This is a genomic window from Pseudomonas sp. BF-R-24, from assembly GCF_019947335.1.
GTDB lineage: Bacteria > Pseudomonadota > Gammaproteobacteria > Pseudomonadales > Pseudomonadaceae > Aquipseudomonas > Aquipseudomonas jessenii.
The window spans coordinates 106,525-117,620 of the sequence record NZ_JAGYGG010000005.1; the positions used below are offsets into that span (position 1 = coordinate 106,525).

Genomic DNA, 11,096 nt, shown 5'->3' on the forward strand with positions numbered 1-11,096 from the left:
CCGGTGCCGACCTTCGACTACCGCGCCCGCGATGCCCAGGGACGATCCTGCAAGGGACGGCTGGAGGCCGATGGGCCCCGCCATGGGCGACAGTTGTTGCGTGAACGTGGTTTGTGGCCGCGTGTCTTGACCGAGGTCAGGGGCGGCGGGGCGGGTCAGCAGTCGCGAGGTGGACGCCTGAGTGCTGCTGATCTGGCGTTGTTGACGTTGCAACTGTCAACGCTGGTTCAGGCCGGACTGCCCCTGGAGGAAGCGCTCGATGCGGTGGCGAAGCAGAGCTCGAAGCGCAAGGTTGCGAGCTTGCTCTGGGCGGTCAGAGGCCGGGTGATGGAAGGCCACGCACTGGCCTCGGCACTGGGGCAGTTTCCCAGGGCCTTCCCCGAGTTGTTCCGCGCCACCGTGGCCGCCGGGGAACGCTCGGGGCATCTGGGCCATGTGCTGGAGCAACTGGCGGCCTACACCCAGGCCCGCCAGGCCTCGCGGCAAAAGATCCAGATGGCCCTGGTGTACCCGTTGATCCTGATGTTGGCCAGCTTGGCAATCGTCGGTTTTCTGCTTGGTTATGTGGTACCGGATGTGGTGAAGATCTTCGTCGACAGCGGTCAGCCGTTGCCCTGGCTGACCCGGGCGCTGATCGGCGTGAGCAACGGCCTGCGCAACCATTTCCTGTTGTTGATGGGCTTGCTGGCGACGCTGTTCGGCCTGTGGCGCTGGAGCTGGCAGCAGCCGCAGTGGCGCCTGCGCTGGCATCGTTGGGTGCTGAATGCGCCAGTCCTCGGTGAAGTGCTGCGTGCCATGGAAGCCGCACGGTTTGCCAGCACCCTGGCAATCCTCGGCAAAAGTGCCGTGCCGTTGGTGGATGCCCTGGAAATTGCTGCCGCGGTCATCGGCAACCTGACCATCCGCGCGCGGATGGTCGATGTCGCCCGCTCGGTCCGCGAAGGCGCAACGCTGACCCGTGGCCTGGAGCTGAGCGGTGACATCCCGCCGATGATGCTGCACATGATCGCCAGCGGCGAACGTGCCGGCGAACTCGACCGCATGCTGGCCCGGGCCGCCGAACAACAGGAAAACAGCCTCGCCGCGCGCATTGCGCTGGTGGTGGGCCTCTTCGAGCCGGCCATGCTGGTGTTGATGGGCGGCGTCGTGCTGCTGATCGTCATGGCCATCCTGCTCCCGATTCTCAGCCTCAACCAATTGGTGAATTGATCCATGCAACCTGTCTGCAAAAACCTTTCCCGCGCGCAACGCGGTTTTACCCTGATCGAAATCATGGTGGTGGTAGTCATCATCGGCGTGCTGGGGGCTATCGTGGTGCCACAGTTCATGAGCCGCCCCGATCAAGCCAAGGTCACTGCCGCCAGAATCGATATCCAGGCCATCGCCACAGCCCTGGAAATGTATCGCCTCGACAACGCCCATTACCCATCGACCCAGCAAGGCCTGGAAGCGCTGGTCAAGCGCCCCTCCGGGCTGCCCGTGGCGCGTGGCTGGAACCCTCAGGGCTACCTCAAGAGCATGCCGGTCGACCCGTGGAACACGCCTTATCAGTACCTCAACCCGGGTGTGCGGTCGGTAGACGGCACTTACGACCTGTATTCCCTGGGCGCCGATGGCGTAGCGGGCGGCGAAGGGTTTGCAGCCGAAATCGGCAATTGGGGCCATTGATCCGTGGGTTACCGCTGTCGGGGGTTTACGTTATTGGAGCTGATGATCGTGATTGTCGTGGTTGGCGTCTTGCTGGGCATGGTGAGCTTTGTCGGTGGGGGCAGTCCCGCGCGCGAGGTCAGGCAGGAAGCCGAGGCGATGGTTCAGGTGATTCATCAGTTGCGTGAGCGTGCGGTGTTCGAAGGCCAGGAATATGGCCTGCGGCTGAGTGCCCGTGGCTACCGGCTGATGCATCTGGGAGTTCGTGGGTGGGAGCCGGTGAAGGAACTGACTGACTGGCCCCTGAGCGTGCGAGTACGTTTGCAGCAGGACGGCTATGCGGTAGGGCTGGACGCCGAAGAAGGACCGCCGCAGTTGCTGTTGCTCAGCAACGATGAAACCAGTGCCTTCACGCTGACATTCGAGTCCGGCAACAGGACCTGGTTGAGCCTGTCCGGCGATGGCATCGGCGAGGTGGCGATCGATGGCTAGCCGGTCATCCTTGTCGTCCATGGGCGGCTTCACGCTGCTGGAGATCATGGTGGCCCTGGCGGTCTTCGCGACACTGGCGGCAGCCGTGCTGTCGGCCAGTCAATATGCGGTGAAGCAGCGCAACGCCGTCGAGACACGGCTGTTCGCGGCGTGGCTGGCGGATAACCGGTTGAACGAGCTACGCCTGCAATCCGGCCTGGCGGTCGGCCAGCAACAACAGGTCGTGTCCATGGATCAGCGCGACTGGGTGCTGCAACAGCACATCAGCGCCACCCGCGATCTGCGTTTACTCCAGGTCGACATTCAGGTCAGCCCGGCGAACAGTGCGCACGCGATGTATCGTGCCAGCGGCTGGATACCCGCGAGCCATGAGTAGGCAGCGTGGGTTCACCTTGCTGGAGCTGGTCATCGCCATGGCCATCTTCGCCGTGCTGGGGCTGGCCAGTTGGGGCTTGTTCGATAGCGTGCTGCGAGTGCAACAGGGCACGGCGGCCCACGAGCGAGAGCTGAGGAACCTGCAACGAGCGATGGCGGTGATCGAGCGGGATCTGCTGCACGTCGCTGCGCAGCCGATGGTGCTCGCACCGCCGCTTTTTCAGTTCCAGCGCAGTCACTGGCGCAATCCTCTGGACCAACCGCGCAGTGAGCGCCAGATGCTGACCTATCGACTCGAAGGCAGCGTGCTGTGGCGCGAAAGCCAGGGCGAAGGTACGGAGTTCGTGCAACGGCAACGACTGCTCGAAGGTGTTCGTGAGTTGCGCTGGCGTCTGTTCGACAGCCAGTCCGGCTGGGTCGCTCATTGGTCGGCCGGGCAGGATACGAAGGCGCTTATGGCGCTGGAGGTGCAAGTCTCGGCCGGGCGCTTCAAATCGATTCGTCGGGTGTTGCCGATGCCGGGTGCATTGCCATGAACGGGCGCCAACGCGGCATTGCGTTGATCAGTGTATTGCTGGTCATGAGCCTGGCGCTGCTGATCACCGGCGGCTTGTTGCGCAGCCATCACCTTTCGCTGCAAAGCAGTGGGCAACAGTTGCTGCAGATACAGCTGCGGCAGCTCGCATCGGGCGGGGAAACCTGGGCGTTGTTGCTGTTGCGCGACGCGTTACAGGACGCGGAAAAACCCGTCGAGCGGTTTCAAGGCTGGACGGCCATGGCGCCGGGTTTCGACGTTGAAGATGCGCAGATCCGAATCGATATCGATGACCTCGCCGGGCGCTTCAATCTCAATGCGTTGTTACGCCAGGGGCAGGTGGATCAGGTCACCCTCAACCGTTGGGCGCGCCTGCTCGAATTGCTTGAACTGCCTCCTCTGCTACTGAGCCAGGTCGGGCCGCTGGGGGAACTGAGCCAACTGCGCTTGCTGCCTGGCATTGACGCTCGCCTGCTGCAGCGGCTGGAACCCTGGGTGGCGCTGCTGCCCACCGACACCGCCTTGAACATCAACACCGCACCGGCGCTGCTGTTGAGAACACTCGGCGAGGTGGACGCTGCGACCGCCGATGCGCTGGCGCGTCAGGCGGCAACCACGCCCTGGGCGAGCGTCCAGGCGTTTACCCAGGACCCGTTGCTCTCCGGGCAGGGCCTGAGCAATCACGGACTTGGTACCCAAAGCCGCTGGTATCGGATAAGGGTGCAGGTGACCCGGGACGGGCGCGAACTGCACCTGGCCACGGATGTCGGACACGACCCCAAGGCTCGACAACTGACGGTGCTGCAACGACGTTTTCTTCCCATGAGTAGCCACGAGAGACCGCGATGAACACTTGGCTTTACCTGACCGCCGAGGGGCAGGACGCGCCATCCGGCCTCTGGCCCTGCGTCCTGTGGTCGCCAACCTGTCAACGTCAGCCGATGCCACTGAATCAGGCGGCCTCGGCATTGCAGGGGCAGGCGGTCGATGTGCTGCTGCCCATGGAACTGTGCAGTTGGGTTCGCAGCGAGCCATGGCCTTCGCGACGCAGGCCCGAAGCCCAGGCCATGGCCTACGCCGTGGAAGATCAACTGAGTGAAGCGCTGGAAGTTGTGCATCTGAGCGTTGGCGCTCGTGATCGTGAAGGCTGCTACCCGGTCATGGTCATCGGCCGCGAGCGGTTGGCCACCGTGCTCGACTTGCTGCGCGAAGCGGGTATTGAGGTGCGCGGGGTGTTCGTCGATGCCGATCTGTTGTCCGGCGATCAGCCGTGCGGCGCCTGGTGGTTCGGGCGCTGGTTGTTGGGTGCAGGCCTGTCGGCGCGCCTGGCGATGTCGCAAGACGACCTGGCGCTGCTCACTCAGTCATTGCCCAAGGACATGCAATGGCTGGATGAGCGTGAGTCCCCCGCCGTCATCGACCAATGCCTGACTCAGCGCCCGACCCGGGCCATCAACCTGCTGCAAGGCGCATTCGCCCCACGGGGCAAGCGTCTGCCCTGGCGTGCCGGCGGGTGGGCGCTGTTGATGCTGGCGCTGTTGACCTGGGGTGCCAGCGAAACGCGGATTCGCTTCCTCGACAGCGAAGCCAGCCGCCTCGCAATCCAGAATGAACTGCGATTCAAGACGCTCTACCCGGAGCAAAGCCGCATCGTCGACATGGCCGCGCAACTCAAGGCCCTGCAAAGCCAGCCTGTCGAATCGCAAAACACCCGCATTGCAGGGCTGGTCCGGTTGATCGAACAGGTGATTGGCGCCAGTCCGGTCGAGGTCCGGCGCATTGAGTTTCGAGCAGGCGAAGGCTGGAAAATCCAGCTGACCGCCAGCGGCTTTACCGAGCTGGAGCAGTTGCGGGAACGCGGGCGACAACAAGGCACGCCCGTGAGGCTCGACAGCGCGAACAAAGCCGCTGGCCGGGTGCACGCCACCCTCACCGTGGAGGACGAGGCATGAAGCAGGCATGGCGGCGCATTTCCGTGCGAGAACAGCGGCTGTTGCAGGTATCGGGGGCTTTTTTGTTGGCGGTTGTGGCTTTCAGCCTGATCTGGCAACCGACCCGGCAGCGGCTGGAAACAGTCGAGCGACAGTATCAACAGCAGGCGGTGCTGGCCGCGCAACTGCAACGGGCGTTACCGCGCAGCCATGTCCCCGTCGACACCGATCAACCGCTGTCGCTGCGCATCAGCGAAAGCGCCACGGCGGCGGGGCTGGAAATCCGTCAGATGGAGAGTGAAATCGATCTGCTGCGCGTGACCCTCAATGGCAACGCGCAACCCTTGATGCAGTGGCTCGATGGGATCGAGCGCGATGGCGTCGCGCTACAAACCCTGACGCTGGAGAAGCGTGACGATGCCCTCGAGGCGCGGGTGGTGCTCAAGTAGCCGAGGTGTTCTGCGGCAACAACGGCAACTTCGCCAGCTTCAACGCGATCAGCAGTGCAATCACCAGCAGCGTGCCGATGAACAACCCGATCCCGTTCCAGCCGCCCAGGTGCCAGAACACGCCACCCACCGTACCGGCGATGCTTCCCCCGGCGTAGTAGCTGAACAGGTACAAGGACGATGCTTGCCCCTTGGCCCTGGTGGCGCGGCGGCCGATCCAGCTGCTGGCCACCGAGTGGGCGCCGAAGAAGCCGAAGGTAAAGATCAGCATGCCGATGATCACCAGCGGCAATGGCGTAAACATCGTCAGGGCGAGACCACCGATCATCAGCGCGATGGTGCTCCAGAGCACTTTGCGGCGGCCGAGTTGGTCGGCCAGCGAGCCGATTTTCGCTGAGCTGTAGATGCCGGACAGGTACACCACCGACAGCAACCCGACGAAGGCCTGTTCCATGTGGTACGGCGCGGCCAGCAGGCGGTAGCCGATGTAGTTGAACAGCGTGACGAACGCGCCCATCAGCACAAAGGCTTCTAGAAACAGCAGCGGCAGGCCGGCGTCGCGAAAGTGCATGGTGAAACCGTCGAGCAGGCTGCGCGGGTGCAGTGAGCGGGCGCGGAAGTTGCGCGATTCGGGGAGGATTTTCCAGAACACCGCCGCGGCAATCAGCGCCAGGCCACCGATCACCAGCATCGCCGTGTGCCAGCTGACGAAGTCGATCAATACCCCGGTGATCAAGCGTCCGCTCATCCCGCCAATCGCGTTGCCACCGATGTACAAACCCATGGCGAGGCCGATGTGCTGTGGGTGGATCTCTTCGCTCAGGTAGGTCATGGCGACCGCCGCCAGACCGCTCAACGACAATCCGATCAGCGCACGCATCAGCAGCACACCGTGCCAGCTCGGCATCATCGCACTGGCCATGGTGCACAGCGCAGCGGCGAACAGAGCTGCCACCATCACCGGTTTACGTCCGATACGGTCGGAAATCGGGCCAGTGATCAGCAGGCCGATGGCAAGCATGCCGGTGGCGATAGACAGGATCAGGCTGCTTTGCGCCGCGTTGATGGAATACTCGTCGGACAGCAGCGGCATCATCGGCTGTACGCAGTAGAGCAGGGCGAAAGTCGCGAAGCCACCGCAGAACAACGCCAGCACCGTGCGCATGAACGCCGGGGTGCCTTTTTCGATGTAGATCTCCGCCAGCTCAGCGGCGATAGCGTCCGGCACTGAAGGTGAAACTTCATGGGCGAGTGGGGCGACAGCAGTTTTCACGTTGGACCTCGGAGGGCGCAGCCGGTCAGGCAGTGAAAAAAGCATATAGCTGGCTAATGATTCAATCCAATATATTGTTCGACCTGTTTGATAGCTTTTACGACCTAATGGGGTTTCCATGGAATTGCGTCATCTGCGCTACTTCATCGCCGTCGCCGAAGAACTGCATTTCGGCCGCGCCGCACAAGTGCTGGGTATCTCCCAGCCACCGCTGAGCCAGCAAATTCAGGCGCTGGAACAGGAAGTCGGCGCCCGGTTGTTCGAACGTACCAATCGTCGGGTCGAGCTGAGCGAGGCCGGTCGGCTGTTCCTGGAAGAGGCGCGGCGGGTGCTGGCGCAGGTCGACAAAGCGGCGGATGTCGCGCGACGGGCGCAACTGGGCGAGTTGGGTGAGCTGAAAATCGGCTTCACCTCGTCGGCACCCTTCAACTCGACCATTCCCCAGGCGATTTTCTCTTTCCGCCAGCGCTTCCCGGCGGTGCATCTGAACCTGCGGGAAATGAGCAGCACCCAGGTGGCCGATGCGCTGGTGGACGAGTCGATTGAAGTCGGGATCATGCGCCCGCTCGGGCTGCCGGACTGCCTCAGCGTGGTCGAACTGATGCGCGAGCCGCTGGTCGCGGTGCTCAGTTCCAAGCACCCGCTGGTCGAGGGTAGCGAGGAGGGCTTGTTTCTGTCTGCCCTGGCGCTTGAGCCCTTTGTGTTTTTTCCACGCAGCTACGGCAGTGGCCTGTATGCGCAGTTGCTCAGCCTGGCCCGGGACTCCGGCTTCAGCCCGCACTTCGCCCAGGAGGCCGGCGAGGCGATGACCATCATCGGGCTGGTGGCGGCGGGGCTCGGTGTGTCGGTGCTGCCGGCGTCTTATCAGCGGATGCGCATTGATGGCGTGGTCTATCGGCCGCTGCTGGATCCGGCGGCGGTGTCGGCGGTGTGGCTGGTGCAGCGCAAGGATCAGAAGTCGGCGATGGCCAAAGCGTTTGTGGAGTTGCTGACGAGGAAGGTTGAGTCCAAAGCATAAGGATACCGTGATGATGCTTATTTAGTTTAAAACAAGAATCGACTGTTCATCACGAAAGACACCAATTTTATGTTTGTTGCTTTATTCGTGAGGTGAGTTTTTATAAAGATTGAATTGGTAAATTAAATAAGTCGAAAGTGCGATAAGGTAGAGTGCGGAAATGACTAAGTGATTCGGGGTGAGCCAGTAATAAAAGCTTGAAGTGAGAAGTATTGAGGAGGCTGTTGTGGCAAATAGTGCCGAAATGGTCGATGTGATTTTTGTTGTTTTTTGGTCGCGTTGCTGTTTGTAAAACGGATTTTGGACGATGGATAGTATTATAAGTATAGTCATTACTCCAATTATAGAAATCAAAGGAATTGCTATTGTGTCTTGTGTGCTAGGATAAATTTCGCTTGCATAATTCAAATAGATTATGTAGCAGTTCGTGGTTGAAGAGGTGAGCAATGTTGTGAGGTAAAATGCTCGAAGTTTTTTGTTGGTCATAGTCATAGTGCTCTATTGAAAAGGCAGTCAGGTATGATCTGGCTGCCTTGATAAAAGTTAGAAAAGCTGTGGTTGATAGCCTTTGCCAATCAAATGTATTTTGTGTTCACCTGAAATGTCTATTTCGTAACGTGTTCCTGGCAGTGCTCTGCCAGCAGTAGTTAACTCTTCTAATGCAAGTGGTCTGTCACTCTTGTCGAAATCATATATATCATGGTAGGCCTTTATGACGCCAATGAATCGCCAAGACCCATCATGGCTTCGTATAAAGTCGCCGGCCATGCTCAAAGTGATTCTGCCCAAATAAGCCGCGGTTGCAATACTGTCCTCCAGTGTGTCGTATCCAATGCGTGGGTCGATAAGATTATATACGCCAGGTGATTTCGTGTGTTCAATAGCCTGTCTTAATAATGGAAGTTTGTGCTCTAAAATATTAAGTCCGATGGTGTTAATATCGACTTCAAGCTTTTGCCCCTTACCCCATAGATAATGCCCAAGTGCCTTGACAGAACTGAACGTGCCTCCAGAAAGTTTTGGTGTTTCTAGCTTGTATGAAGTACTGTCTGCATGCCCGGAGTTGGCAATTGCAATAATAGCCTCTCTCGCGCTGAAACCACTTTTTTGTAGAGCGTCAGCCAAGCTAAAATTCACGATTTTATTTTTGAAAAGGTCATCGTTGATTCTCCAGTGTGGATCTACCCATCCACGATCGCTTTCCACAATACGCCAAATATCTTTTATTGCGCCATATGCATCGTTTTTGTTTAATGCTTTATCTAAAATTTTCAAATTGAAAGTAAATTCGTCAAGCCCTGTTTGACGTTTTATCATGTCGATGCTGTAAAATCTGTTCTCTTCAGTAATCACCTCGGGTTGAGGTGGAGGAAGAACGTAAGTGCCGTCAATGATGATGCCATCAGTAGACCAGTATCCACCTGATGATCCTCTCCAAGTTCCAATAATATCTGTGGCGGGCAAGTTGATTCCATTTTGTGCCATTACCTACATCCTTGTTCGGTATTTATTTATGGGTTCGAGTTCTTTGTTTGGACTCCTCGGTAATTAAGCATGAGCAAGACAAGCGCTCAATGGGGTGGATGTACGCTCGGAAGTGTATTACAACGATTTCGGAATGATCCGATGATTAGTGTTTTCTTGATTCTGATTAATGCAGCTACGACCACGGTCGAATAATCAGAAAATATTCATCCCACCATAGGAAAAGTTGCTGTTCCTCTTTTAACGGTTACTCATCTACTGGAACTCGCCGCGAAGGTAATCGAGCCTGCTCGCAAAAAGCGTCTGTAAGAACACTAAAAAGCCAGCTATCTGGAACGAAGCAGTATCATCCCCTTCGGAATGCTTCACCACCTGTGGTAGGACATTTCCGAAATCCCTCGCAACGGCTACAGCGCCTTGCGGCGCTGTCTACAACTACTCCAGAATCCGCCGGCTTGTGCGCTTTGTATGGTCCCGGTTATCGGATCTATTTCATGCAGCAAGGCAGCCAGTTGGTCATCCTCCTTTGTGGCGGAGACAAAAGCAGCCAAACCCGTGACATCAAACAAGCCAGGCTCATTGCGAAATCCTGGCAGGAGCAAAACCCATGACCGAACAATTCACTCGCTGGGACTCTGCCGAGTACCTCAAGACCGAAGAGGACATGGCTAATTACCTGGATGCTTGCATGGAAGAGGCGGGAGATGACCCTGCGTTCATCGCCAAAGCACTAGGGACTATTGCACGTGCTCGCGGCATGACTCAGGTCGCACGGGATGCGGGGCTTTCTCGGGAAAGTCTTTATCGTGCATTGTCAGGTGAGGGGAATCCGGAGTTCGGCACCATCCTGAAAGTCGTTAAGGCATTGGGCTTGAAATTACACGCCAGCACCTGAAATACTGCCAATGTCCCCGAACGGGGCTTGTGAGACTCTGAGGATCCTGGGCAACCAGCCATCGCAGAGCCAGGCAGGTACAGGGCGATGACAAGCCGACCTGTTTGTGAAGGGGCGCCGAAAGGCGCCCTTTGTCGTTTCTGGTGTTTCTGAAAACGTTGAATCCGAGGAAGGTGAGTCACTTTAGGAGCGAGCCTGCTCGCGATGAACTAAAGAGCACCGCGGTTAGCCAGGAAACACGCTTCATCGTTAACGACCATCGCGAGCGAGCTCGCTCCTACAGAGGATCAGAAGCTTTACCACTGTTTGTGGGACATTTCTGAACTATCCCAGAGAGGCTACAGCGCCTTGCGGCTCTGCCTACAACTACTCCAGAATCCGCCGGCTTGTGCGCTTTGAGGGCTATCGCTAACTTGATTCGCGTCACTGATGGTCAGTGATCGGGTTTAGTAGCCCGTAGTAAACCGAAGCGCATATGCGTTCCTGATAGGCAGGTATGTCCATACCTGCCTTTGATGGTGGCTGTGCGCAGGGCGCCTTCGGGCGCGCCGGTTTTCGGTTTGCCCGGTCTACTAACCTGCGTACAGCTGCCACCCTTTTGATCAGTCGTGATTCGGTGTGGCCGCCACTTTCAGGACGCTGAATCATGACCAATACGCCAAAGTCACCGGACACCGATCCGGACGCGCCACGCCAACCCGGCACGATCTTCCTCATTGCCCCCGATATCGACAACCACACCCTGCTGGAATACGCCTGCGTATCGCTGGCATCAGCCAATGTCATGGCGAGTGATTTCGCGAGGAGTCTGAACGGAGCGCAGAGCAATACATTGTTGGGGATTCAGCAGTCGATCATGTTGGGGGAGCTGGCGGTGAATCGGGTGCTGGATAACCTTGATCCACCGTGATCGTCCGGGGCGGCGAGAACCCTTGTGGGAGCGAGCTTGCTCGCGATGGACGTCAACGATAACGCGGGCAGCCTGAATGAACGCGT

At 58.6% G+C, this 11,096-nt stretch carries 13 protein-coding genes; 11 read left to right on the plus strand and 2 right to left on the minus strand.

Annotated features, from left to right (window positions below):
- Positions 1-3 precede the first annotated feature (3 nt).
- The 8 genes from gspF to gspM are packed head-to-tail and all read left to right on the plus strand — an operon-like array spanning position 4 to position 5,429.
- Positions 4-1,209 (plus strand): type II secretion system inner membrane protein GspF, encoded by a 1,206-nt coding sequence (gene gspF / locus KGA98_RS05865; RefSeq protein WP_223501825.1) that lies wholly within the window; start codon positions 4-6, stop codon positions 1,207-1,209.
- A gap of 3 nt (positions 1,210-1,212) precedes the next feature.
- Positions 1,213-1,668 carry a type II secretion system major pseudopilin GspG gene (gene gspG / locus KGA98_RS05870; RefSeq protein WP_090452696.1) on the plus strand — a complete coding sequence of 152 codons (456 nt, stop codon included), beginning with the start codon at positions 1,213-1,215 and terminating at the stop codon, positions 1,666-1,668.
- 3 nt (positions 1,669-1,671) lie between these two features.
- Positions 1,672-2,139, plus strand: a complete 468-nt coding sequence (gene gspH / locus KGA98_RS05875; protein WP_154910322.1) for a type II secretion system minor pseudopilin GspH — start codon at positions 1,672-1,674, stop codon at positions 2,137-2,139.
- Entirely contained in the window at positions 2,132-2,515 is a 384-nt protein-coding gene (gspI, locus tag KGA98_RS05880; protein WP_223501826.1) for a type II secretion system minor pseudopilin GspI, read from the plus strand. The genes gspH and gspI overlap by 8 nt, the downstream gene beginning before the upstream one ends.
- Entirely contained in the window at positions 2,508-3,050 is a 543-nt protein-coding gene (locus KGA98_RS05885) for a type II secretion system protein GspJ (protein WP_223501827.1), read from the plus strand. The genes gspI and KGA98_RS05885 overlap by 8 nt, the downstream gene beginning before the upstream one ends.
- Complete coding sequence (locus tag KGA98_RS05890; protein ID WP_223501828.1) at positions 3,047-3,898, plus strand: type II secretion system protein GspK; 852 nt, start codon at positions 3,047-3,049, stop codon at positions 3,896-3,898. The genes KGA98_RS05885 and KGA98_RS05890 overlap by 4 nt, the downstream gene beginning before the upstream one ends.
- Positions 3,895-5,001 (plus strand): type II secretion system protein GspL, encoded by a 1,107-nt coding sequence (gene gspL, locus KGA98_RS05895; protein ID WP_223501829.1) that lies wholly within the window; start codon positions 3,895-3,897, stop codon positions 4,999-5,001. Before KGA98_RS05890 ends, gspL begins: the two co-directional genes overlap by 4 nt.
- Positions 4,998-5,429 carry a type II secretion system protein GspM gene (gspM, locus tag KGA98_RS05900; protein ID WP_223501830.1) on the plus strand — a complete coding sequence of 144 codons (432 nt, stop codon included), beginning with the start codon at positions 4,998-5,000 and terminating at the stop codon, positions 5,427-5,429. Before gspL ends, gspM begins: the two co-directional genes overlap by 4 nt.
- Here the strand turns inward: gspM and KGA98_RS05905 are convergent.
- Complete coding sequence (locus tag KGA98_RS05905) at positions 5,422-6,702, minus strand: MFS transporter (protein WP_223501831.1); 1,281 nt, start codon at positions 6,700-6,702, stop codon at positions 5,422-5,424. The two genes, gspM and KGA98_RS05905, sit on opposite strands and share 8 nt — an antisense overlap.
- Before the next feature lie 118 nt (positions 6,703-6,820).
- On the opposite strand from KGA98_RS05905, the gene KGA98_RS05910 reads away from it, so the two are divergent.
- The gene (locus tag KGA98_RS05910) at positions 6,821-7,720 is read left to right on the plus strand and encodes a LysR family transcriptional regulator (RefSeq protein ID WP_223501832.1); all 900 of its coding nucleotides are present in this window, start codon (positions 6,821-6,823) and stop codon (positions 7,718-7,720) included.
- A 543-nt stretch (positions 7,721-8,263) separates the two neighbouring features.
- Here the strand turns inward: KGA98_RS05910 and KGA98_RS05915 are convergent.
- The gene (locus KGA98_RS05915; protein WP_223501833.1) at positions 8,264-9,205 is read right to left on the minus strand and encodes a lipid II-degrading bacteriocin; all 942 of its coding nucleotides are present in this window, start codon (positions 9,203-9,205) and stop codon (positions 8,264-8,266) included.
- Between the two features lie 607 nt (positions 9,206-9,812).
- Between KGA98_RS05915 and KGA98_RS05925 the strand changes: the two genes are divergently transcribed.
- Both KGA98_RS05925 and KGA98_RS05930 read left to right on the plus strand, forming a co-directional pair.
- Entirely contained in the window at positions 9,813-10,100 is a 288-nt protein-coding gene (locus tag KGA98_RS05925) for an addiction module antidote protein (protein ID WP_007943750.1), read from the plus strand.
- Positions 10,101-10,746: 646 nt separating this feature from the next.
- A complete protein-coding gene (locus KGA98_RS05930; protein ID WP_223501834.1) occupies positions 10,747-11,010 on the plus strand; it encodes a DUF6124 family protein in 264 nt (87 codons plus the stop codon).
- Positions 11,011-11,096 lie beyond the last annotated feature (86 nt).

What these genes read in the sequence shown, in the direction of transcription:
- gspG (WP_090452696.1), top strand. Translation starts at nt 1,213, where the DNA reads ATGCAACCTGTCTGCAAAAACCTTTCCCGCGCGCAACGCGGTTTTACC.
- gspI (WP_223501826.1), top strand. Translation starts at nt 2,132, where the DNA reads ATGGCTAGCCGGTCATCCTTGTCGTCCATGGGCGGCTTCACGCTGCTG.
- KGA98_RS05885 (WP_223501827.1), top strand. Translation starts at nt 2,508, where the DNA reads ATGAGTAGGCAGCGTGGGTTCACCTTGCTGGAGCTGGTCATCGCCATG.
- KGA98_RS05890 (WP_223501828.1), top strand. Translation starts at nt 3,047, where the DNA reads ATGAACGGGCGCCAACGCGGCATTGCGTTGATCAGTGTATTGCTGGTC.
- gspL (WP_223501829.1), top strand. Translation starts at nt 3,895, where the DNA reads ATGAACACTTGGCTTTACCTGACCGCCGAGGGGCAGGACGCGCCATCC.
- gspM (WP_223501830.1), top strand. Translation starts at nt 4,998, where the DNA reads ATGAAGCAGGCATGGCGGCGCATTTCCGTGCGAGAACAGCGGCTGTTG.
- KGA98_RS05910 (WP_223501832.1), top strand. Translation starts at nt 6,821, where the DNA reads ATGGAATTGCGTCATCTGCGCTACTTCATCGCCGTCGCCGAAGAACTG.
- KGA98_RS05915 (WP_223501833.1), bottom strand. Translation starts at nt 9,205, where the DNA reads ATGGCACAAAATGGAATCAACTTGCCCGCCACAGATATTATTGGAACT.
- KGA98_RS05925 (WP_007943750.1), top strand. Translation starts at nt 9,813, where the DNA reads ATGACCGAACAATTCACTCGCTGGGACTCTGCCGAGTACCTCAAGACC.
- KGA98_RS05930 (WP_223501834.1), top strand. Translation starts at nt 10,747, where the DNA reads ATGACCAATACGCCAAAGTCACCGGACACCGATCCGGACGCGCCACGC.